The following is a 23,651-nucleotide window of genomic DNA, read 5'->3' on the forward strand; positions in this document are numbered from 1 at the left end:
GTTCCTCCACCCTTAATAGATTTCTTTTTTTAATGGTTACAAAGATTTTTTTAATTCAACTAATCTCCATCTATTTACACAATCCTCCATTTTTATTAGATTTATCCCCTAATATTGTATACAAAATTTGTTTTTATTAAATTTTTGTATACAATTTTCCGGTGGTTTAAATATAATAATTTTACTTTTTTCTGTCAACGAATTGTAGATTGTTGTACGAAAAGAAACGGAACATTCAAATTATTAATGCAGATATTACAAAGTTTCGAGCTATTTAACACAGCAACCAGATAAAAATCTATCAAAAACAACAGTTTTTCAGTTGTGTGCAAAAATGATATTCCATAAGTCGTTTTCCTAAGTAAAGAAAGAGTCCTTTTCTTGCATTTCAAGATTTATCCATGTGAAAATCTTGTGAATTAGTGAAAATGTTAAAGGAATTGAAAGATTGAAACTAAACAAAGAAGGACTGTTAATGATTGAGATAACTGATGTATATTTTCTTAACACTGATGATCCAGATTTCAGTCCGGACCTTGTAAATTTTGAGTACACTCATAGTAGATTATTAAAAATGCTATTTTAAGTGGATTTTGTGTGTAAAATTTAAGTTGTATAATAAATGAATTAGATAAGTAGATTGAAAGAATGTCACTTTAGGCGATAATTTGCACTTATTTTAAGTGCTATTTTGCACATGCAACTTTAAAACCCAGCTACCTTCATAAGAGAAGATTAGCTGGGTTTCTTCATTATTCCTGCTTTTCTAAATACCGATAAATCGTTGTTCGAGATACACCCCATTTTTCTGCGACGTCTTTAATCGGTGTACCATTTTCAATTAGTGATTTCATCATTTCAATATCTTTCGGTCCAAATTTTTCAGGACGTCCTCCAAGTCGACCACGTGCTCTAGCTGCAGCTCGTCCGGCAGCCGAACGTTCCTCAATTAAATTACGTTCAAATTCCGCAAATGCCGCAAACAAATGAAACATCAATTGGCCTGTGGCATTACTTTTGTCCATTGTTAAATTTTCTTGTAGACTGTGAAAGCCCACACCACGTTCATTTAAGCTATTCACAATTTGAATTAAATCTTGCATATTGCATCCTAATCGATCCAATCGCCAAACAACAATCGTATCGCCTTCACGTGCATACTGAAGTGCTTCCTCTAATCCAGGACGCTGTCTTTTTGCCCCACTCATTTTATCGTGAAAAATTTTGGAACAGCCATATTGCGTAAGAGCGTCCATCTGTAAATCTAAATTTTGTAATCCCGTCGACACACTCTGAATATCCAATTAACACTCAAATCACTCTTTCTTATTTTTCCTTTATATATATTGTACATAAGATAAAAAGAGATAGGTTGTTGAACATAGAATAATGAACAGAGTTTTATTACGATAAAGGCAATAAAAAACGTCCTTTTCAAATCGAACATTGGTGTGTTCAGAAAAGGACGAGTTTTGGAACAAATATTGGGTTTGAAAAATGTTGACAGGTTGCTTTTTTGATAAAGAGCGCTTTTTTAATTTTGTTCCGCAATCGGACCATTTAGTTGAACTAGCAACTCTATTTTGCGTATTAGACTGATACAGCGCAACAAGAACTTCATTATTGATGGCTTTGTAAAAAAATGTACTTAAAGTAAGCAGGCAGACTTGTTACAAACCTATTTATTAAATGATTGGTGGGGACATTCTGCCCATTCAATGTAACATCCCCTAATTTGTATTTTCAACTGGTATCCCTATCATACTTGTGATTGAAACAAACACGTTTTCTCTTCTAAAGGGAAATAACATTACATTAATAAATAAAATATTGTATCAGATGACACTATCCTTCAGTATTTTTAGAAATTGTATTCTTGAAATTATTATCTTTTATTCTCATATATCACGAACGCTCACTGAACTTCTTCCTTCACTGATGCATTGTATATAACAACTCCAGTACCAAATCAATTGTATCTCTATAAGAATATAAAATGCGGTGGGATAGAAACTCTTGCATACAAGTTGGATGCAAAAATATGTATATTACTCTTTGATATAACCCTATTAACCCATATAATAAAATTAGCTGTATTCTTTTTAGGTGATAGTGCATCCATAAAATGGGTAATTGCCATGGAGCTTTTAGTAACTAAGTTTTGTCTTAAAGAACATTTGAGTTTTGAGAAAAAGGAATGAGATGGGGAGAAATCAGAAAGTGGATTTGAAATCGTTAAGCATTTATTTGAAATCGATAAGTATTGATTGGAAATTGGCTTTACCAATAATCATTGCAATAGTTGGAGCAATAATGGCTCACGCACTTACAATTAGAAGAGAACGAAGTAAGTTTTATTTGGAGTGTTTTCAAAACTTAATATCTCCAGCATACTTTAGAACTCTACGATTTTTAACTGTAAAGGGTTTACCCTACAGGTTTATTAAAGATGGGAACACATCAAAAGATTTATATGATGATATATTAGGTTTTATGGAAAACAACATTAAGTATGCTCCTCCTAATGTAATTAATCAATTGGCTGAGGTAAAGTTACATCTCTCATTACACTTTACACAAATAGACAGCAATTCGCCTTATCTACGAGCAGTTAAATCAGATGAAATAGCTCTTTGCTTAGTGGTTTTAAAAGAATACAAGAAATATTGCAAAAGAATAAAAATATTAAATAAGCAGACAAGAAAAGATATTACTTTGTTACAAGGTTTATGTGTTATGTGGTTCTTTTTATTCACAGGGACAAACATAAATACTGCTGATTTAGTGTTTAAACATAAGGACTTAATAATAAAAAATATTAATTTAAAGCGATTAAGTAGGAAATCAAAGAAGTTTTTAAGAAATAAAGATATTATTTTTCAAGTTGGGGATTATAAAAAATTTATTGAAAAAGAAATAATAAAGAAATTACCTGCCGAAGAAGCGTTAGAATTCCAAGAGAATATTAATTAAGTCCATCCTGGATAGCCTATCATATTTTTGCCAGGATAACACCTATTCAAACTTCATCAAGCTATCTCTTAGGTTCAATTTTTATCCATTTTTTCGTTATGACCAATATTCCATAATCGAGCGTTTTTCCGTAGTAACGAAAAGCCCAATTTCCCAATAAAATGTTGAGAAATTGGGCTTTTTTCTATTTACTTATAGTGCAAAATAACTCCTAAAGTGACAGCGTTTTGGCGTACTTCTTAAAGTTACAAATAAGTTAAGTTCATTTTATAAACAACCTTTTAAGAAATGTTTTTCAATTCGTCTGTTAATCGTAGGAATTCTTCTTTGTTTTGATCCTGTAATGACTGGTCAATCTCTTTTCGGATTTGCTCTTTTCGGAAATTAAGAAGGGCTTTGTTTAACACCATTTCAGCAAATTCAGAATCCATGACGTTTATTTCAGGTTGTGGTGATGTATTAGCCAAATTCTTTTCCATAGGAAACCAACTCCTTGACCTTTTTTCTATTATACCAACAGTTTTCAGAATATTCAAATATTTAATCAAGTAGTTCCAATGAAATATTCCGTTTGTTTAATGAAAATGAATCAGTGAAAAATATAAGTGAAAGAACTGGTGTAACTAGAATGACAATCTATAACATTAAGAAAAGAAGTAAGAGCATGTTTTAAACACGCTCTTCTTAATAAAAAGGATTATAATTTATAATCTTTTCATCAATTTGATATAAATATTCGTCAATTTCTTTCGTTGTTTTACAGTGGCGATAAACAAGTGCATAGTCAATGGCATTAGGGTTCTTGTCATATGGTACTAAAAACCACTTTATTTTCTTTAAGGCAATGTTAGTCAATTCGGTATGACGAGAAGCAAGTTTTTCAAAAACGTCTTTATATGTGTTATATGCATATTCAACTAACGAAATTTTATCTTGGGTTTTCATTGTTAAATACCCTTCTAAAGAATGAGTTGCTTGAGCAACTAGGAAGGATATTTTATACATATCCCATGAATGATTAAGATCAACAATTATTTTATGTTTTAATTGCTGGCTTTTTTCCAATGCGTTAAACGTTTGAATATTTAATATTAGCTTATCAATAAGACCTTTATATTTTTCAAAGAAATCTTTATCTGATAAATCCCTAATATCTTCAGCTATGTCTCTCTCATTATCTTCAATAAATCTGCGAGCAATATGCGCTTCACCATCTTGATAAATAGTGTTGGCAAAACCTTTTTTTTCAGGAATTCGTAATTGTAATTCCTCTTCTAATAGCACTTCGTGTTCACGCTTTAGTTTCTTAATAATCCATACAAGCCTATCATTCATTTTGTCCTCAATCTCATCAAACAGCATCACACTATATTTAAATTCATCGTTCATTCTAAATCTAATCTTGTTTATAGGAGCAGCATGTTCTTCAGGACGATGATAAGTATAATTTGTTGTTACCCTTTTTCGATTAAAGACATTATTTTCTGTTACTGTTTCAAAATTAAAATCGATTGTTAGCTCCTCTTTTTCTACATCCAAGAAGTAACAAAGCCCAACCTCACCATAAAGCTTTTTCTCTAATTCGTTTCTTTTTCTTGCGCCGGTATGATCCTTGGCTCTAGAAAATTTAAGATACTTAGCTTTATCTAAAATCCAAAATGCTTGTATTCCAGCAGTGTTATAAAGGTTATGCCTACTTTCCCAATCAGTAAGACTAAGTTGACTATGCTGAAATTCAATAGCCCACCTTAATCCTTTAAAATCCCCATGAGTGTGCTTTATAAATACATCTGCAATTTGTTGGGTTTCTGGAATATATACTTCATATTCTATTTCAGCTCTTGGAAATCGACTCTTAAGTAATTTATATAGAATCTCTTTTCCTTTTACATGAGAGTCAGTTTCTGGCTCATGATAATCTGTAACACATTCTGAATTATGATGTGCGAAATGAGGTCTTTTTACCTTTCCAGGCTTATAAATAACAGTGCTTTTACAATTCGGGCAAAGCAGCTCCTTTTTAGTAGAGAGTATTTTAGTAGTATCAACGTCACAATTTGATGCTATTAAAGTATCCTCATTAGATGTAATGCATCTTAACAAATTAATCACCTTTCTTTTAGAAATATTTGTTATTTAATTTTAAACTATAAAATAAAAAATAAGTTGAAAATTTAAAATTTAAAATCAGGTGTAACAAGAATGACTATCTAGTAGCAACCCACCTAACAATTTGCTACTCACATACCTACTCGCGCAACTCCCCATTAAGAAAAAAGTAAAGAGAGTTCACAATAATTTTATTCTTGAAGTCGTTTTTATATAACGAATCATTATCTGAAATACTATATTCCGATTAGTCGTCGTGTTTGAAAAAACTCCTTATTATAGGATTAAATTACTTGCAGTTACAAAAAAGCAGACTGTAATCCACTACTTTGTATTCATTTAAAACATTGATATATCAACGCTATTTTTGCTATATTTTAGATAAATTACAAAAATACAAGAAAAAAAGAAACGGTAATATACTATATTTTAGCAAGCACTAATAAGAACAAAATCTATATAAAAATATAACAACACTTGTATTTTTTGTATTCTTGTATTTATATCTTTAAAAAGGTTAGCCTATCAACGTTTTAAGGGTTACAAAAGAATACAAATTGTGTATCCTCATGTAACCCTTCTTTTATTTCAAAACTCTTTTGTGCTGAAGTCAAATCCCAATTTTTTAATAATATCTTTATTGATTAGAATTCCTTTATGTGCCCTTCCTCTTTTATTAATAGTTGTGTAATCAACATCCAAATCCTTGTTTTTAAAAGTGACTGTGACATTTCTCTTCAACCAGGCAGATCGAATTTGTTTTGCATTTACCCCTAATCTCTCTTTAATGTAAGCAGGGGTTAAATACAATTCCCCATTGTGATATAGAGCACTAATAGTTTGAGTAGGTTCATATTCTACATATAATCTGTTACGATTTGAATCAATCTCTTCAAGTAACTGTTCCAACTCTAATAAAGGTCTATCAACTGCCTTGTTCTCATTTGATATATTGTAGAAAAGTGCCTCCAGAGCGTTTAGATCCACATCTAATCCTTCACGATTAAACAGGTCATTTAGCACCTTTCCAATAAACACTATAAAAGAGTAATGAAGAGAAATTCTCCTAGCAACATCATTCTCAACTGACTTTTCCATATACATTTTTCTGTACTCTTCAAATTCCTGTAAATAAATAGTTCGTTTATCTTTCCAACGATTTAAGAACTCAATTCCAATTGCACCATAATTGTCAGTAAATGAGGTGTAAAGTTTTCCTGAAAAGCTTTTGTCTTCACCTTCAAACGAGAACTTAGTAATGGGAATTACTCTTGCTGCTACACCTTGAGCTTCTGCATAGGCCAAGATTTCATTTTCACCAGATGTTATCATAAAGGATCTCCATGATGCGGTGTGTTGGCTGCCTGTAATACTTCCTCTTAGCTTCCCTATGTTATTCACAAACTGATAGATCATAGTTTGAATCATTTTGATGTCGTTTACTCCATTTGAATCATCAAGTATCTGAGGATAAGAATTCAGGAATGCAGATCTTCTTTCAACAGCCACTTTGGTTAAGTTAAAAGATCCAATATACTCTTTAGGACTCCCCCATACCGATGCACAGAGTAGAAGTAAACCACTTTTACCACTGCTGGATTCTCCTGATACATCTACAACTATGGGCTTCATATCAAACTCATGCAAAATAACCGAAGCAAAAGATGCAAGTAAAGGGAAAACTGCCTTTGGGTGATCCTTCACTAAGTTAAAAACATTTTCAATCCAACTTTCAACAGTCCCTTTTACTAGAAATGATTCTAGTAGTTGTTGTTCCCCCCCATCGCTCGGAACTATATGTATATCTTTCGTTGAAATTGGATGTATGAAGTTTCCCTTTACATCCCCTAGCCGATTTACCATTTTGACTGTCGGTATTTCGTTTAGTCCTATGAACAAATCAAAGTATTCAATTAGGTGTTTAGAGTTTGAATCATTGCAACTTAACCCTTTATCTGCAAGTGCCAATAATTCACGCCTTGAAGCTAACATACCCGCAGGAACAGTTTCCTTATAGTCCTTTCCTTTGTTACGCCAACTAATTTCATAATATATCTCGCTTTTTTCAATATGTTCCAAGTATTTAGTTATGAATGGAACATTCCTGCTTACAAAGACTTCAATGTCTTGAAATTCTCCGTAGACCTTTTTCACTTCTATTCTATAAAGTGAATCATGCTTAATACGATATGGCTCAGGTATAACAAATCCCGATACTTTATCAAAGTCGTTGTTGCTTGATTCTGATTGTACCAACTGCTTTTTTCTTGTAGTAGACTCTAGTTTTCCAATACTAGCAATAGAGGCCTTTACATCATTTATAGTGTAGCTAGCGTCTTTATCAATACAGAAATACTGGTAGATTAATAGCATGCTTTTCTCAACTTGCTCCATCGGTACTCCCGTTGATTTCAACCTTCTTCCAAAATCATAGAGCGATTGATTACGTGATCCACTTTGCATAGGGATTGAAAACTCATAACCTTTTGTCTTTTCAGCATTCCAAACTGGTCTTAAGAACCAAGGCAGTTCATTGGGGTTATCCGTTATTTGGGATATGAACCTACCTTCTGTGTTATAAGTCGGAAACACTATTAAACTATTAGTTGTGCCAACCCGAGTGTCTACTACAATCCCTATGGACGAAAAGAAGTGACTAATCATTTTCACTTGCACGTTCTCATTAAAAGTTGCCTTAAAAATAAATTGAAAGCCTCTTGGTGTTTTGATTAGATGATGATGGACTTTTTCTCCTCTGAGCAACTCTACAAGATAAGAAGCATGCTCTAGAATATCTACATCGATTACAATAAAGCCTTTTGGGATTAATGCTCCAATCCATCCACCCTTTGATAGATGATTTTGGATATCCTCTTCAGATAAACTTTCTTTATTTTTATACGATTCAAATGGTCTTTTGGCTGCACTATAGTTTGTATTGCCGTTTAAATAGCCTAAACATTTAATAATTTTCGCCCCTGGGAGAACTTTTTCTACACATTGAGTGACTGATTTCCCATTATCCATAGCACTCCCCCCTTTTATTTTTGCATTTGCTTATTCCTAAATTCGAATATAAAATAAGAGTGTAATGTTTTTTTACGCCTATTAACTCACGCCTATGAGTTAATAGGGGTTTTTTTGTGATCTTTTCTCCATCAAAAACACATCCATCCCCTAATTATCCCTTCCGTTTATACTTTAAAATATCACCGCCATTGTTACGGACTTCAACATAATATTTCTTCATAAACTCTTGAACTTCTTTTCTATTAAACAACCATTTTGAACCTAACCTAACTTTCGGAAAATCTTCATCATATAAAAGATTCGATACGATGGTATTCCAGGACATGTTTAAATAAGTTGCCAATTGTTTTGAATCCATAAAAAATACCTCTTGTTCAATCTCCCTTAGGTGTTCCTCTACCTTTTGAATGTAAAGCTCCTTCAACAGCTCTTGATCAATCTCAAAACTAATCATATATTCTCCCCCTCTATCTTTTGATTACAACAGAAACTCATATGGTTGCAATTGTTTACAACCACAGTGTAAATCATTACCATAATTTTTGCAACCACTTTAACAAAATCGTTCACAATTGTGTTATTATAATGAAAACAGACGTGAAAGTAGGTGTGAAAATGAAAAAGGTTAGTGCCTTTGGAGAGGAAATAAAGCGTATTAGAAAATCGAGAGGCTTGTCTATAAGGTTTTTAAGTGAGAAATCTGGAGTTTCTCATTCTTATATCTCTCAAATCGAAAATGGAAACAGAGATACACCACAACCAGAATTAATCAAAAAAATAGCAACCGGCTTAGGTGTAGACTACTTCGCATTAATGAGAATTGCCGGTTTCATGACACCAGATCGAAAAGAGTCAGATGACATTTCAGAGCTTTTGATTACTTTACCCATTGAATATAAAAAACAATTTATTGTTGAAAAGAAAGAAAATATTCCATGTCCTGATGATAACGAACCTTATATTAATAAACATGAAAATCAGGTGCCCCTTAGATCCGATATAAAGAGATTTCAATCTAAACTTGAGTACATGGTTCATGACAAATTTATATTTCTCCTTGCGTTACATGGCACAGCAGGTGACTTTTTAAAAATATTGAGATTGCATAAGAATAAAGACATCACCGAAATGGCTAAACATTTAAATACAGATAGTAAGACATATAAGTCACTTGAAGAAAACCTCAAAAGTAATTCAGCACTTCTAAAAGAATATGGAGAAAAGCTCGGAGAAATATTAGGTGTTGGAAATTTTGAAGACTGGCTAGAATTAGTAGCTTCAACATTGATAAAAATTTTGCCTGTATCAACAATCGTCGGTGCTCACACAAAAAGTGATCTCGAAATAATAGAAATCAGTGTACCATCTGTCTATCAAAAAACAGATGAGAATGGAATCGGCTATTATATTACCTATACAGAGGAAGAATTAAAAAGAAATTTATTTAACCTTGATAATATACTCAACCAAGAAGTACACGATGTTTTATATAAAGATAAAGTGTTATCAAAATCTGAAATAGAAAAAGTAAAGACGATGCTGAAATTGTTATTGGAAGATGACTAATTAAAGGAGGCACATAATGGCTTACTTCCGTAAACGGGGGGATAAGTGGAGTTACACCGTCAACCTAGGCATAGACACTATTACAAAAAAACGAAAACAGATTACAAAATCAGGATTTCCTTCAAAAACAGCAGCTAAAGAAATGGAATTCAAAATTTCTAGAGGAGAATTTGTACAAGACTCTAATATGAACTTTCATACGTTAGCAGAAAAGTGGCTTGAAAGTTATTCAACACAAGCTAAAGTAAGTAGTGTACGTGCTAGAACGAAAGAATCAAACGTATTACTTAAACAGTGGACAAACACACCAATAAAAAGTATTAGTAAGTCTGTTTATAGAGAATATTTAAATGAGCTGAGCAAAATGTATTCACAGAACTATATGGATGGGATTCATACAACAGGCAGAATGATCTTCAAATTTGCCGTTGAGTCTGAATGGTTACAACAGAATCCGACAGAAAACTATAGCCTTCCTAAACAACAAGCTACTATTGAAGAAGTTGAGAAGGAGAATCTCAGAAAGAAATTCCTAGAAAAAAACGAGCTTATAGGATTCTTATCCCTTGCTCGTACTGAAGGACTTAGTAATGATTATACGCTGTTTTCGCTATTAGCCTATTCAGGCATTCGGATAGGTGAATCGTTAGCTCTCAAGTGGCCTGATATCAATTTTAGGAGTGGATCTATAAGAATTTCCAAGACTTTATATAATCCCACGAACAACAAGGTGAATTACACATTGCTTACACCAAAAACAAAAGGATCTATCCGTACGATTAAAATGGACGATCAGATCATGAAGTTGCTAAAAAAGCATCTACTACAGCAAAATAAAATGAAAATTCAAAATAGGCATCATTATTTGGATGAAAACTTTGTCTTCACTTCACCAGAGGGATATCCATTGGTGCAAAAACTGCCAGCAATACGATTACAACGTCTTCTTAAGAAGTTACCGCATATTAACAAGGAAATTACGTTGCATTCATTCAGACATACGCATACATCCTTACTGATCGAAGCAGGGGTGGGGTTGAAAGAAATTCAACAACGATTAGGACATACAGATATTCAAACAACGATGAATATCTATGCTCATATGACTGACAACATGGAAGAAAAGGCCTCCCATCAGTTCAGTAAACTGATGGAAGACCTTCAACTTTAAAAGATATTTACATGTTAGGTGAGCAAATAGGTGAGCATTTATTTCTAAACACTCGTTAAACTCCTTTATATCAAGGGATTTAAAACCCTATTACATCATGCTGCCCATTCCTCCATAATAGGCAGGCCCAAGCCACCTGCACCAACAGGTTCTGGTTTGTCAGCAACAAAAGCTTCTGTTTCCTAAGAAGCTAGGAATTCCCCTGCTGGTTTAAGAGACTATGGGAATAAGATGATCCATTCAATAATGGACGTGCTGAATTTCCCTGTCATGTAACAGGAAACGCTGATTGCTCTCTTAAAAGCCTTTTTCGATAAACAATATTAGACAGCTGTACACTAGCTTCATAAAGAACAAGCAAAGGGACAATAACCAAAATGTCCGAAATTAAATCCGGGGGCGTAATCAGGATTGATACGATAACCAGGGCAAAATAAGAAATCTTACGTGACTTTTTCAGCCTTGTAGGATTTAATATTCCTAATCTTGTTAGGAACATGACCACAAGCGGCATTTCAAATAAAATACCAAATGGTAAAATCAAGTTAATCATAAACCGAAAATATTTTTCCGCAGTAAACATCATCTCGAACTGCCCAGCGGAAAGTGAAGTCAGAAACCCTAAAACAATAGGAAATAACACAAAATATCCAAAAGAGATTCCTATGATAAATAAGATGAATAACCCAGGGATAAAACGAAATGTAACCTTCCTCTCCTCGGGTTTCAATGCAGGTGCTACAAAGCGCCATACCTGAAATGCAGCTAGCGGAATAGTTGCAGCTATTGCACATACAGCAGCGATAATCATATAGACCCACAGGATCTCACTTGGACCGAGAACTGCAAGTTTTCCTTCTAAATCCTTAATAAGCAGTTCATATATATCCTGTACGAATATGAAACTCAATATGAAGAAAGCAACAAAACCTATCAGAGTTTTTATAATTCTGCTTCGGAGTTCCTCCATATGCTCAATAACGTGCGAATCCTTGCTTTCCATATTTGTGCTCCTCCTTTTTTGGTCACTTTGCGTACAAACCAATAGCCCCCCGAGTGGTGGCAAGTATTTCAATAATATAGCTTGAAGAAAAAAACGCGGAAATACTATTTAAGCTCCGTCTAGTCTGAATTTCTTTTGAACTTGTTGGCAACAACTATTACAATATTGGCATACAAAGAAGCAGACGAGTCTCCCCGCCCGCTATCTCATCATTCCTATTTATCCCTCTTTTTTAACAACTGTCACTTCAGACTTATTCTCTTTTTCTTCCTCTTTATCTGAATCAGATACTAATCCTTTAGTCGCACCTTTGAATTCTGATAAAGTGCGTCCAAAAGCCCGACCGATTTCCGGCAGCTTGGAGGGTCCAAAAATGATTAGAGCAATAACGAGCACGATGACCAACCCAGGAATTCCGATATTTGAAAGCATTCTCAGACCCACTCCTTTTTAGATACTTTTCCATTTTATATATGTTAACTATTATTAACCTTCAAGTATCACTCTGGATAACTATTAATTAGTGACTTTCCCCCTCTTGTTCATCCTTTGTTTTTCATGTGCACGATTATGGGCGCGCGTACGATCTTCTTCGACTTCATTAGTTTTTTGAACCCCTTCAGCAACTATGGCTGATGATACTTTTCTGAGTCCAGCTTGATCTTTATCAAAAACAAAGGATGCTCTTGTTGAAATATCTGCCCCAGGCTCTGTTACGAATGGAACCACACGGTAATCCGCCCTCCATTGCTCTGGTGTTACCTTGCATCGGACGTACCCACGGTAATCATTGAAGAATTTAATATGTGGATTTTGGCTTAATATTTTGTCAGTATCTGCTCGTTTGTCTGCCCCGTTTCCACCAGATGTGATGGATGTACCGACAAATTCCACACCGAAAGTCTTTGAGTTTGGATCATTGAAATCAGTTTTTAAATTGGAAGCCCAGCTAGCATGTACATCACCGGTCAATACGACCAGATTTTCAATGTTTTTGCTTTTTACTACATCTATCAAACGGTCGCGTGCAGCCGGATAACCATCCCAAGAATCCATACTATATTTTGGAGCAGTATGTGTTCCATAATTCCGCTGTGCAAAGAATATCTGCTGAGGAAGCACATTCCACTTTGTTTTTGAATTCGAAAGATTCCCAGTTAGCCACTGCTCCTGCTCTGGTCCGAGTAATGAACGCTTCGGATCAAGAGACTCTGGCGTTTGCGGTGAGCTACCATCGCCGTTTGCCTGATCATCACGGTATTGCCGTGAATCAAGTACAAAGAAAGAAGCCAGGTCACCATATGAGAAATTCCGGTATAAACGCATATCAGCCCCCTTTGGCAATGACGATTTACGAAGTGGCATATGCTCGTAGTAAGCCTGATAAGCAGCTGCCCTGCGTTTGATAAATGCCTCCACTGATTGTCCCTTTTCCGGAATTACATTTGCATAGTTGTTTTCAACTTCATGGTCATCCCATGTCACGACCCATGGGAATGCAGCATGCGCTGCTTTTAAATGTATATCAGAACGGTATTGAGCGTATCTGTTTCGATAGTCCTCAAGTGTAATAATCTCCGGACTGTTATGTACACGGACATTACCCGTAGATGAAACATATTCATTTGGACCGTACTCATATATGTAATCGCCAAGGTGAAAGACAAGATCAAGATCTTCTTTTGCCAAATGTTTATATGCTGTATAATAGCCATGTTCAAATTGTTGGCATGAAACAAAAGCGAATGTCAGACTAGAAACACTGGAACCTAATAACGGAAGTGTTTTCGTTTTCCCTGTCTGGCTTACTTCCCCTCCACTTTTAAAACGGTAAAAATAAACCTTGTCAGGTTTTAACCCGCTTACTTCCACATGGACAGAGTGACCCAGTTCTGGCCTGGCTATTTCCTTGCCATTCTTTATAATTTTTCTAAAATGCTCATCCTTTGCAATTTCCCATTTAACTGAAACAGCTTCATGAGGCATTCCCCCGCCATTCAACGGATCTGGAGCCAACCTTGTCCATAAAACAACACTATCTGAGAGTGGATCACCAGATGATACACCAAGAGTAAATGGATAATCGCTGAATTTTGGGGCAGCATTTACCTCAATCCCTCCCATTGATTGCGCAAGGGCAAGACCCAATGAAAGTCCGGCAAGCTTACTCGCTCCCTGGATAAAATTCCGGCGGTCCATATTTTTGCCTAAGCTTTCTTCGCTCCAATTCTTAATCAATTCATCCATAGCTTTTTCATTCTTCATTGATCTTTCCCCTCCTATATAATTCTTTGAATCTGGTTTTAGTATAGGGGGACTTTTTAAAAGACATATTAAGGAATGTAAATCACTAATTTCCCAATCAGGTATTTAGATACGGGACTTTGGAACCCCATAAACAAAAAAACAATATGACTTAACCATTCATTAATCAATTCCCATAATATTCTAGATAAGTTGACAGTCTTTTTTCCTAATTTTCTTTATAAATCCTTTATTTAATCGTTACAAATAGGTTTCAGTTCGATTAGGTTGCATCTATTAATACTTCATATTATGTGATAATCGTATCTCAAAAACCGAAGGATACTGTCGTCTTTGAAGTTTCATTCCCCTCGATCTGCAAATCATTTTCGCACCCCAAACGACAAAATCTGAGCTTTCTGCTTTTCTTTATTTCGCTTAATGACATTAACTTAAGTCCATGTCCAGAATTGCAGGCTCACATATCATTTTTAGGTCAAATGTACGTGACTTTATTTTCCCCTTCCAGATAAGTGTAGAAGAAAACGTTTCCTGAAAGAGTCTATCAACATATCAAAATCGCAATTAAACTGGATCCTATACAATTCACTCTAAACATGAATCATAAATTTTTTAATAATAATCAAACCAATATCCTCCTCTATACGTTTATTTATAGTAAAGGGAGCAAAATTACAGCTCGATTAAAAAATTTCGAAGGAAGGTGGTTAAGAATCTGCTGCAAATTGACATATATTTAATTCTCCTGCTTATCAATCTGGCTTAAGGCTTAAAGAATCGTATTTTAACATTTAACAAGAAAATAATTTCACGGGGTGAAGAAATGTTGAAAAAAATGAAGTTTATAAGTGTATGGATTATAGCCTTACTTTCTGTGGTTATTCTACCAAATGTAATTGGTGCTTCTTCTACTAAAAGTAAAATTCCAGTGTCAGAGACAGGCTTTGACACCCACATCACCAACAATTCCCTTGCCGTAAGTCCGGATGAGCAAATAGCAGTTGTCTCAGATAGCCGTGAACAATCCGTCCTAGTCTATGATCTTACAAAAGGTAAGCTGCGCAAAAAGATCGACGGCTTTGGTTCACCGAGAAACATCGTGTTTATTGATGGCGGCTCCGAGTTTGTCGTCTCAGACAGCACGCTCGGTACGCTTCGTTTTTACAGCACAAAAAACTTCACCTTGAAAGATGAAGTCGTCGTTGGTCCAGGTGCATTCGGGACTGCTGTCAGCCCTGATGGAAAGATATTGTATGTGAACAATCAAGCACACAATTCTGTCACTGTCGTGGATTTGGAAAAACGAAAACCGATGGCCGTCATTACCGGTTTCGCCCAACCAAGACAAGGCATAAAAGTCTCTCCAGATGGAAAATACATCTTTGTCACGAACTTTCAAGGAGATAAAGTATCCATCGTTGATGCCCCAACACAGAGAATCATTCGTGAAATATCAGGTTTCTCTATGATTCGCGGAATTTCGATCACTGCTGATGGAGGTACATTGTATGCCGCGAACAGCGGACGCAACAGCATTTCCGCAGTTGATACACTTGACGGCAATATAAAGAGTGAAATCAAAGTGGGTCGTGAGCCATATGGTGCTTCTCTTTCGCCTGATAACAAGCTCCTTTTTGCAAGTAATAAAGCTGACAATACGATTGACGTAATCAATGTCGCTGATCACCGCGTAGTTAAAACAATTGACGGTTTCAATGAACCAAGACAAGCAATTGTCTTTAGCCACGACGGGGACCGGGCTTATGTATTAAATCGGGATCTCTCTATTGCACGTGTGAATGTTAAGACCTTCTCCATCACGGATATAATTCAGGATGAGTCAAAAAAGTACAAGCTTAAAAGGCTAAGATCAGACAAAGTAGGGACATATTTAGCAGACCAAGAAGGAATGACCCTTTATTATTTCACAAAAGATGATTCTGGCGTTAGTAATTGCAAAGGTCAATGTAGTGAAATTTGGCCACCTTTCCATGCAGATAACATTTTCTCCGCTAAAGGATTCAACAAAAAAGAATTTAAACCTATCATAAGAGATGACGGACAAAAGCAAACAACTTATAAAGGGCATCCACTTTATTACTTTGTGAAAGATAAGCAGGCCGGTGATATAAATGGACAAGGCGTCAATAATGTCTGGTTTGTTTTAGGCAAAAAGGTTTTTGAGGAATAATTACGTTTAGTTTTGTATAAAAAGTTAGAAATCTCTCATAAAACCGTTCATATTTGAGCAGATGAAAAATAAAAGAAAAATAGTTTTTGTTACACAAAATTGATCCTAAAGTATAATAAATTTCACTTTTTTATTCTAGAATTTGCTTAGCGCATGTTTTCCGCAAAAACTGCCGAGACCCCTTATATAAAGACTGAAAAAAAGCTGAACAGTTTATTGCTGAACGTTTTTAATGAAGTACCGTTATACCAAACCGAATAAGCTGTTGTTTTTGAATAAAGATTGTTAATAGTGATTTCCTATTATTGAAGAAAATCCCAAAAAATTCAAGCCACCTTCTAATGATAGGTGGCTTTTGTTTTATTCGAATAAGGTACTGGTTTATAATCTTCATAAAATTTTAACTTGATGGTGATAGATTCTGCCGACAAAACACAGATATTATACGCTATCGCGTTTTTCACTTTAGACCCCATTAAAGAATAAATCGGCACTTATATTACTGATAAAAACAACGGAGAACGGAATCCTATATAGATATACCAGTATAAGAGATGGAATGGCTTTACGCCGGAGCTTAAACACTTGATTTTTCAAATATTCCGATACTAACCTAATTTCCCACATCACAAACCTATAATTAACGCATCACAATATTCCCGGATATGGAGGTAGCACAGAAGACAATAACTTTTTAGAAACAGGATGTTTTAATCGTTCAATTTTTTCCAAATCATCTAACCATTCAACAACCTCACCATTGTACATTACCGCTAGACGGTCTGCGATGTAATTGACTGCCTGTAAATCATGGGAAATAAAGAGATATGAAAGTTGAAACTCTTCTTTTAATTGTGCCAAAAGATTTAATATTTGTACTTGAACAAGAACATCTAAAGCACTTACAGCCTCATCAAGAATAATTAACTTTGGCTTTAAGGCAATCGCTCTTGCGATATTGATTCTTTGTAGCTGTCCTCCACTGAACTGATATGGGTATTTACGAATATCTTCCGGGCATAACCCAACGATCTCCAAAAGCTCCTGTACTTTCTTTTTCTCTTGAACAGACGTAAGCCTTTCGTAATTTCTTAACGGCTCAGCAATGATCTCCCCTACCGTTAGTCTTGGGTTAACAGCGCTATAACAATCTTGAAAGACAACTTGCAGATTTCGCCGTAACTCCTTTAATTCTTTTGCTTTTAAACAATAAAGACTCTTCCCCTGGAACCATACCTCTCCCTGATCCGGCTTTTCCAGTCCCAGAATAATTTTGCCCAGGGTACTCTTTCCAGATCCACTTTCTCCAACGATGCCTAAACATACTCCTTCTTCCATAGTTAGAGAGATGCTCTTAATGGCTTCAACTGATTTACGCTTCCCAAAAACAGGGTTCCCCAACAAGTATGTTTTCTTTATTCCTTTCAACTCAAGCAAGCTCACTCTTCATCCACCTAACTCATTATCTTGATTTTACACATCGTACTATATGGTCTTTTTCATACTCTTTAAATTCAAGATTATAACTAGAACATGTATAATCTGCGTCCTCACATCGTTCTAAAAAAGGGCATGTTTTTTCACTATTTATTAAATTGGGGCGCGAAACGCTGGCACGTTTTTCAATCTTTATCTTTCTTCTTGTTAATCCAAGTCTGGATTCTAACAAGACTTTGGTATACGGGTGCATTGGGCGATTTAACAACTTCAACACTGGTGCTTTCTCAACGATATAGCCGCCATACATTACAGCTACTTCGTCAGCTAACTGAGCAATCACCCCTAGATCATGTGATACTAATAAAATGCATGTATTGTATTCTTTCCTTAACTTATCCAACTGTTTCAAAACCTGGAGTTGGTTTGTCGAATCAAGTGCAGTCGTCGGCTCATCAGCAATGATGATAGATGGACTTAAAGACATGGTAATCGCAATCATAACCCGTTGCAGCATCCCGCCGCTTAGCTGAAACGGATATTGCTTCAAGACATTCTCTGGATTAGGCAGGTCCGTTTTTTCTAAATTCTCCACAGCCATTTTCCGCGCTTGCTGCTTCGTTATGGGCAAATGAGTTCTAAGTGTTTCAATAAAATGCCGCCCTATCGTCCTCACAGGATTAAAGGCGATCATAGGGTTTTGCATAATCATAGCGATCTCACTACCCCGTACTTTCCTTAAGTCTTCTGTGGAAACATTTAAAAGATCAATATTTTTAAACTTGATACTCCCTTGTACCACCTTTGCCTTTTCAGGTAAAAGATTTAACAAAGACATGCATGTCATCGTTTTCCCTGATCCACTTTCTCCGACAAGGCCCAACACTTTACCAGCCTCCAGCTTAAAACTGACATCATGGACAGTTTGAGTCACTCCATACGGTGTTGTTACAATAACATTCAATTTGTCTACAGTTAGAATGGGGTCTTGTCCCATCTTCCATCCTCCCTTCTATTCCTTTTTTAGGTCTAGAGCATCCCTCAAAGCTTCGCCAAACAAGTTAAAAGCAATCACAACGATGAAGATCATCATCCCAGGGTACAGCATCAATGAAGGGGTTTCTCTAAAAAATGGCTTACTATCATTGATCATCATTCCCCACTCTGCATCTGGAGGCTGTATGCCAAGACCTAGAAAAGAGAGACCAGAAATTGCCAAAATAACTCCTCCGATGTCCATAAAGATTAATACAACAACTTGAGAGATGATGGCAGGTAAGATATGTTTGATGATAATGCTACTCCTTGGTGTCCCGCATATTTTGGCTGCTAAGACAAAGTTTTGCTCCTTTACACTAAGTACCATACCTCGAATGACGCGTGCATAAAAAACCCATTGGACAAGCACCATCGCCAAAATCAGATTGCCAAGACTCGGTCCTAAAATTCCGACTAAAGCAAGGGACAGAAGAAAGCTTGGGAATGCCATGAGTATGTCACACATTCTCATGAAGAGATAATCAACCTTCCCCCCTATAAAGCCTGCATAAATACCAAGTGGGATACTAATAATCATCATTAATCCCATGACAAGGAAAGCTGTTCCCAACGAGGTTCGTGTTCCATAGATTAATCGGGACAAAATACATCTCCCTAAATGATCAGTCCCCAATGGAAACTGAGAGGAGGGCCCTTGCAGCTTCTGAACGATATCAATCAAGTTCGGATCATTAGGAGCCAAAAAAGGAGCAAAAAGAGCCAATACTGTCAGGAAGGAAATAATCATGATGCTGATCATCATGAGCTTATGTGTCATCAGCTTTCGTTTCACGTTTTGCACCACTCTTATTTCTCTCCCTCCCAGCGTATACGAGGATCCAGGAAAGAATATGTAAGATCCACAAGAAGATTACAGACCACAAAGATCACGCCCATAAATAATACACACCCCTGAATCATCGGATAATCTTGATTTAATATAGATGTGACAAATAACTGTCCCATGCCGGGCCAAGCAAAAATTGTTTCAACAATAACCGCTCCGCTTAGCATGTTACCGAAGCTCATGCCAAGTCCAGTTACCACAGGTAGTAAGGACTTTTTTAAGACATGCCTGATAACGATTAGTCTTTGACGCAACCCTCTCGCTCTAGCATAAACAACAAATGGCTCATTCAAATTTCCCAGCATGCTAGCCCGAAGCAATCGCATATACGTACCTATATACGCAAAAGCCAATGTCAAGGAAGGAAGCACTAGATGAGCCAAAGTCCCCCTTCCCAATACAGGAAATAAATCTAACTTTACTGATAAAAAATAGATCAAGAGAAAGCCAAGCCAAAAGGTTGGCATAGAGACACTTACAAAGGCTAGTATTCTGCTAAACTGATCAACAAATTTCCCCTTGTAAATAGCAGAAATCATTCCTAAGGGTAAACTAATAAAAACAATAAAGATAAGCGAAGCAATTGTTAATTGAACTGTTGGGAAGAAATGTACCACAATTTCTTCCCATACAGAGTTATTGGACACATAAGACATCCCTAAATCCAATTGCAACACTTTTCCCAGCCACTCAAAATACTGGACATATAAAGGCTTGTTTAATCCAAGCTCAACTCGAAGGGCTGCCACTGTCTCATCCGTAGGAGGTATATGTGACGCCCTTAAGTAAGCTACTGCCGGATCTCCAGGAATTAAGTGAAGCAAGATAAAAGTGATGAGCGAAATTCCTAATAAAATTGGAATTAAACTTGTGAGACGTTTAAAAATAAACCAACTCATGTAGCACTCCTTAAGTTGTTTTTAAGTATCCCCACTTCAATTAACGTCAATTGAAGTTAAAGGGACCTCAGCTTCTTGAGGTAAAAAATCTACTCCACTAATGTTTTTTTGATACACTGCTATATTAGACTGATAAGATATCGGTAAATAAATTGCTTGTTCGTGCAATGTCGTTAATATTTCTGAATACAGTATTTTTCTCTCTTCTTCGTCTGTAGTTAATAATACTTTCTTAATTTTCTGGTCTATTTCTTTTTTTACTGGCAACCCTAATTGAGCGTTATAATCTGGACCACCATTTTCCGTATTTGTCGTCATAGAAGCTAAATAGGAATGTGGATCAAATGGTACAGCCCAAGTAGATGTAAATAATAAATCAAATTCACCTTGAAATGCATTTGTCCAAAAAGTATTAGTTTCTTGACTAGTCAACTTAACATCTATTCCTAGCTTTCTAAAATCACCTTGGGTAAATTCTGCGATTGACTTTTGGATGTTGTCTGTACTATTAAACAGTAATTCCAATTGCAATTCTTTTCCGTCTTTTTCTCTAAATGGTTTCCCCTTCACTTGTTTCCATCCGGCTTCATCCAATAACTGTTTTGCTTTTTCTGCATCATATTCATATGGCTTTATATTAATTTTCGTGTATGGCAAAGTAGGTGGAAACAAAGTATCAGCCTTTTTTTCCATACCATAAAAGATCTTATCAATAACAGCCTGTTTATTAAAAGCATGTTGGAGAGCTAACCGAACTTTAAGGTCTTTAGTCGCTTCTCTGTTTGAATTAAGAAGAAGCGTTCTTGTAGCTGTAGGTTCTGACAATTTGGTTTCATATTGCCCTGAATTCTTCAAAAATTGGAATGAATCTTGGCTTATGACTCCGTTTCCAAAAATAAAGTCGAGTTCTTTTTTCTCAAAAGCTAATACTCTTGACTCACCGTCAGTAATGACTTTAACAACCACCTTATCTACTTTAGGTTTAGTACCCCAATACTGTTCATTCCTTTTAAAAACTGCAAACTCATTTTTCTTATATTCGCTTAATACCCACGGTCCTGTGCCAATCGGAGACTTGAGTCCGTCCTTAAATGTGTTTTGACTGTCAGGAAAAGCAGCTTCTCCTACAAATCTCAACGGTCTGATGTAAGTTAGTTCTTGAAGAGTTGGATAATACGCGTTGTTCAAAATAAGTTTAAATGTATATTCATCTATTATTTCAGTACCTTTGATTTGGTTAATTAATTCCACCCATTCATGTTGTTTGCGATTATCTAAAATGGTATCAAAGTTTTTCTTAACGATTGCAGCATTAAAGAGGGAACCATCGGAAAATTTAACATCTTTCCTCAGATGGAATATATATTCTTTTCCATCTTTCGATATATCCCAGCTCTCTGCAAGCCAAGGCTGAATTTCTCCGCCTTCACCGTAATAAACTAGGGATTCATATACCATAGCCTGGGAAAAAAACTCATTCGGAAAATATGTGTGTGGATTTAAGTCACCTATATCCCCAGGCCATGAAAAAGTAACAACTTTTTGTTTATCTTTATTTGATGTATTTTCTTGATCTATTGTTGTGTTGCTGCAACCAGTAACAAAAATTGTGAAAATTACTAGTAGTCCAACAAAAGAATGGAATAAACTAGACCGTAGTAAAAACATGTTTTCTCACCTTCAATTATGGAATTTTATCTATTTGAAAAATCACGAAATATAAAAAAGCATTTCCAACCAGATTTAACGGTCAGAAATGCTTATAATTTAAGAACAAATTCGTCTTCTAGCACTCTAACACCTCCCTATCTCCCGTAGGTTTAACAGCATTTTTAGAACGGGCAGGTTTTCTGACTTAGGTTCATCATCTCCATGCGTCTTCCCGGATATTATCCAGTGACTTTCTTGCATAGGACTCACCATTACAGCGGCGGGACCGTGCCGGATTTTGCACCGGCTTCCCTTTTAAATATTCGCTTTTAAACGAATATACCCATTCCAATACTATATGAAATTTTCCCTCATCTTCATAGTAAATAATAGAGCTTGTCTATCCTAAAATTATTTTGTCGAAACCATTTGTTACTTCTTAACACTTTATTAGTTTCATCTCTAAGTAATTTTTGATAAACCCAGCTACTAATCCTATCCATCTAGCAATAAACGAAATACAGTTAGTAAAAAGGAGAATAAAGAGGTTCTCTTTAAAATTCAACAAATATTAAATTCTCCTAAATTATACAGTTTTACGAATACAACTCTCTCAAAATGGAGATATTCACTATATGAAAATAAAATCAAAAAAAGTTTACCTAATACAAATTATATTCTTTATTGCAAATTTATGCTATATCAAATTAAAGTCCTGATGTTTTTTAACGGCTCGTTATGTATGGAAGTAATAATTTTATATGAATAGTTATCTGTAATTACATATATCGAATGATAGTGAGGAAGATTTGTATTGCTCCCGCCAGAATTTGTTTACTTTTAATAAGTAAATACTTACTATAATATTTAAAATCATCCTAATTTATGTAATAATAAATATACTACAATAAAGGAAAGGTTTTGAGGGGATTTTCGTTGGAAAGTATGGAACTGCTACATAATAAAATAGATACAATGAGGAAATAATTAATAAATACAGCCTTGAAACATGGATTCACCTCACCAAAAACATTACATTTGAGCCAAGAACTTGATGAACTCTTGAATATACTTGTGCATGAACAGGAGTCGCTAACTCCAATAGGCCTTCAATAAGATGTAAGGGTGCTTCTCCACTAAGAGTAGGCTTGAAGCCTGATTGATCATATTTTCTCCTTTCTACCATAGGGCTTCATGGTTCAATAGCGGGAAAACAGTTGGATCCCTACTTAAAAAGTTCATGAAAAGAATTGATTTCCTTTCTGTTTTTTAAAACATATTAACTCCTACTGAAGAGAACGGATTTATACGTTTTATCATCTATCATCCGTACATAAAAAACATATGCAAATATCATTCATTAAGGTAGTGGTAGTGCAGCTGGAAGAAAGCAAAAACTCCCCTCTTTTCTTGTGAGGAGAGCTTAGCTTGCATATTGAGGTCCTTTATTGGATAGAGTACGCGAATACAAT

General features: G+C 35.4%; 18 protein-coding genes, 1 pseudogene and 1 riboswitch. Of the genes and pseudogenes, 6 read left to right on the forward strand and 13 right to left on the reverse strand.

From position 1 onward, the window contains the following. Window positions 1-752: 752 nt before the first annotated feature. Window positions 753-1,311: pseudogene (locus JFU24_RS04700) on the reverse strand (recombinase family protein). 909 nt (window positions 1,312-2,220) lie between these two features. Between JFU24_RS04700 and JFU24_RS04705 the strand changes: the two are divergent. Continuing rightward, on the forward strand, window positions 2,221-2,973 hold the full coding sequence (locus JFU24_RS04705) for a hypothetical protein (RefSeq protein ID WP_201249599.1): 753 nt from the start codon (window positions 2,221-2,223) through the stop codon (window positions 2,971-2,973). 281 nt (window positions 2,974-3,254) lie between these two features. Here JFU24_RS04705 and JFU24_RS04710 read toward each other — a convergent pair whose 3' ends face one another. After that, window positions 3,255-3,452, reverse strand: coding sequence for an IDEAL domain-containing protein (locus JFU24_RS04710; RefSeq protein WP_201249600.1), 198 nt, complete (start codon window positions 3,450-3,452; stop codon window positions 3,255-3,257). Between the two features lie 83 nt (window positions 3,453-3,535). On the opposite strand from JFU24_RS04710, the gene JFU24_RS31200 reads away from it, so the two are divergent. Continuing rightward, the gene (locus JFU24_RS31200) at window positions 3,536-3,646 is read left to right on the forward strand and encodes a helix-turn-helix domain-containing protein (RefSeq protein WP_446728297.1); all 111 of its coding nucleotides are present in this window, start codon (window positions 3,536-3,538) and stop codon (window positions 3,644-3,646) included. Window positions 3,647-3,657: 11 nt separating this feature from the next. Here JFU24_RS31200 and JFU24_RS04720 read toward each other — a convergent pair whose 3' ends face one another. The 3 genes from JFU24_RS04720 to JFU24_RS04730 all read right to left on the reverse strand — a co-directional run bounded on the left by JFU24_RS04720 (window position 3,658) and on the right by JFU24_RS04730 (window position 8,566). Then, the gene (locus JFU24_RS04720; protein WP_201249602.1) at window positions 3,658-5,076 is read right to left on the reverse strand and encodes a competence protein CoiA; all 1,419 of its coding nucleotides are present in this window, start codon (window positions 5,074-5,076) and stop codon (window positions 3,658-3,660) included. Window positions 5,077-5,670: 594 nt separating this feature from the next. Beyond that, a complete protein-coding gene (locus tag JFU24_RS04725; RefSeq protein WP_201249603.1) occupies window positions 5,671-8,109 on the reverse strand; it encodes a DUF927 domain-containing protein in 2,439 nt (812 codons plus the stop codon). Window positions 8,110-8,263: 154 nt separating this feature from the next. Beyond that, window positions 8,264-8,566, reverse strand: a complete 303-nt coding sequence (locus JFU24_RS04730; RefSeq protein ID WP_201249604.1) for a helix-turn-helix domain-containing protein — start codon at window positions 8,564-8,566, stop codon at window positions 8,264-8,266. Between the two features lie 161 nt (window positions 8,567-8,727). On the opposite strand from JFU24_RS04730, the gene JFU24_RS04735 reads away from it, so the two are divergent. Together JFU24_RS04735 and JFU24_RS04740 are read left to right on the forward strand one after the other, a co-directional pair. Beyond that, the gene (locus tag JFU24_RS04735) at window positions 8,728-9,678 is read left to right on the forward strand and encodes a helix-turn-helix domain-containing protein (RefSeq protein ID WP_201249605.1); all 951 of its coding nucleotides are present in this window, start codon (window positions 8,728-8,730) and stop codon (window positions 9,676-9,678) included. A 16-nt stretch (window positions 9,679-9,694) separates the two neighbouring features. Continuing rightward, window positions 9,695-10,849, forward strand: coding sequence for a tyrosine-type recombinase/integrase (locus tag JFU24_RS04740; RefSeq protein ID WP_201249606.1), 1,155 nt, complete (start codon window positions 9,695-9,697; stop codon window positions 10,847-10,849). Between the two features lie 268 nt (window positions 10,850-11,117). On the opposite strand, the gene tatC is transcribed toward JFU24_RS04740, so the two are convergent. From tatC to JFU24_RS04755, 3 genes are all read right to left on the reverse strand, one after another. After that, window positions 11,118-11,852, reverse strand: a complete 735-nt coding sequence (gene tatC, locus JFU24_RS04745) for a twin-arginine translocase subunit TatC (protein ID WP_201249607.1) — start codon at window positions 11,850-11,852, stop codon at window positions 11,118-11,120. A gap of 219 nt (window positions 11,853-12,071) precedes the next feature. Continuing rightward, complete coding sequence (locus tag JFU24_RS04750; protein WP_201249608.1) at window positions 12,072-12,284, reverse strand: twin-arginine translocase TatA/TatE family subunit; 213 nt, start codon at window positions 12,282-12,284, stop codon at window positions 12,072-12,074. Window positions 12,285-12,368: 84 nt separating this feature from the next. After that, complete coding sequence (locus JFU24_RS04755; protein ID WP_201249609.1) at window positions 12,369-14,117, reverse strand: alkaline phosphatase D family protein; 1,749 nt, start codon at window positions 14,115-14,117, stop codon at window positions 12,369-12,371. Between the two features lie 823 nt (window positions 14,118-14,940). On the opposite strand from JFU24_RS04755, the gene JFU24_RS04760 reads away from it, so the two are divergent. Next, on the forward strand, window positions 14,941-16,308 hold the full coding sequence (locus JFU24_RS04760) for a beta-propeller fold lactonase family protein (protein ID WP_201249610.1): 1,368 nt from the start codon (window positions 14,941-14,943) through the stop codon (window positions 16,306-16,308). Window positions 16,309-16,956: 648 nt separating this feature from the next. Here JFU24_RS04760 and nikE read toward each other — a convergent pair. The 5 genes from nikE to nikA are packed head-to-tail and all read right to left on the reverse strand — an operon-like array spanning window position 16,957 to window position 22,197. Then, window positions 16,957-17,751 (reverse strand): nickel import ATP-binding protein NikE, encoded by a 795-nt coding sequence (gene nikE, locus JFU24_RS04765; RefSeq protein ID WP_201249611.1) that lies wholly within the window; start codon window positions 17,749-17,751, stop codon window positions 16,957-16,959. A gap of 19 nt (window positions 17,752-17,770) precedes the next feature. Next, entirely contained in the window at window positions 17,771-18,742 is a 972-nt protein-coding gene (locus JFU24_RS04770) for an ABC transporter ATP-binding protein (RefSeq protein WP_201249612.1), read from the reverse strand. Between the two features lie 15 nt (window positions 18,743-18,757). Beyond that, entirely contained in the window at window positions 18,758-19,588 is an 831-nt protein-coding gene (nikC, locus tag JFU24_RS04775; RefSeq protein ID WP_201249613.1) for a nickel transporter permease, read from the reverse strand. A 2-nt stretch (window positions 19,589-19,590) separates the two neighbouring features. Further along, a complete protein-coding gene (gene nikB / locus JFU24_RS04780) occupies window positions 19,591-20,529 on the reverse strand; it encodes a nickel ABC transporter permease (RefSeq protein WP_201180925.1) in 939 nt (312 codons plus the stop codon). A 36-nt stretch (window positions 20,530-20,565) separates the two neighbouring features. Next, window positions 20,566-22,197 (reverse strand): nickel ABC transporter substrate-binding protein, encoded by a 1,632-nt coding sequence (gene nikA, locus JFU24_RS04785; protein WP_201249614.1) that lies wholly within the window; start codon window positions 22,195-22,197, stop codon window positions 20,566-20,568. Between the two features lie 155 nt (window positions 22,198-22,352). Further along, window positions 22,353-22,541: riboswitch (cobalamin riboswitch) on the reverse strand. 628 nt (window positions 22,542-23,169) lie between these two features. Between nikA and JFU24_RS31205 the strand changes: the two genes are divergently transcribed. After that, a complete protein-coding gene (locus JFU24_RS31205; protein WP_446728298.1) occupies window positions 23,170-23,295 on the forward strand; it encodes a Spo0E family sporulation regulatory protein-aspartic acid phosphatase in 126 nt (41 codons plus the stop codon). The last annotated feature ends 356 nt before the right edge of the window (window positions 23,296-23,651 follow it).

The organism is Peribacillus sp. TH27, assembly GCF_016650915.1.
Taxonomy (GTDB): domain Bacteria; phylum Bacillota; class Bacilli; order Bacillales; family DSM-1321; genus Peribacillus; species Peribacillus butanolivorans.

Coding starts and splice junctions, on each gene's coding strand:
- JFU24_RS04710 (WP_201249600.1), bottom strand. CDS start 3,452: ATGGAAAAGAATTTGGCTAATACATCACCACAACCTGAAATAAACGTC.
- JFU24_RS04725 (WP_201249603.1), bottom strand. CDS start 8,109: ATGGATAATGGGAAATCAGTCACTCAATGTGTAGAAAAAGTTCTCCCA.
- JFU24_RS04730 (WP_201249604.1), bottom strand. CDS start 8,566: ATGATTAGTTTTGAGATTGATCAAGAGCTGTTGAAGGAGCTTTACATT.
- JFU24_RS04735 (WP_201249605.1), top strand. CDS start 8,728: ATGAAAAAGGTTAGTGCCTTTGGAGAGGAAATAAAGCGTATTAGAAAA.
- JFU24_RS04740 (WP_201249606.1), top strand. CDS start 9,695: ATGGCTTACTTCCGTAAACGGGGGGATAAGTGGAGTTACACCGTCAAC.
- tatC (WP_201249607.1), bottom strand. CDS start 11,852: ATGGAAAGCAAGGATTCGCACGTTATTGAGCATATGGAGGAACTCCGA.
- JFU24_RS04750 (WP_201249608.1), bottom strand. CDS start 12,284: ATGCTTTCAAATATCGGAATTCCTGGGTTGGTCATCGTGCTCGTTATT.
- JFU24_RS04755 (WP_201249609.1), bottom strand. CDS start 14,117: ATGAAGAATGAAAAAGCTATGGATGAATTGATTAAGAATTGGAGCGAA.
- JFU24_RS04760 (WP_201249610.1), top strand. CDS start 14,941: ATGTTGAAAAAAATGAAGTTTATAAGTGTATGGATTATAGCCTTACTT.
- JFU24_RS04770 (WP_201249612.1), bottom strand. CDS start 18,742: ATGGGACAAGACCCCATTCTAACTGTAGACAAATTGAATGTTATTGTA.
- nikB (WP_201180925.1), bottom strand. CDS start 20,529: ATGAGTTGGTTTATTTTTAAACGTCTCACAAGTTTAATTCCAATTTTA.
- nikA (WP_201249614.1), bottom strand. CDS start 22,197: ATGTTTTTACTACGGTCTAGTTTATTCCATTCTTTTGTTGGACTACTA.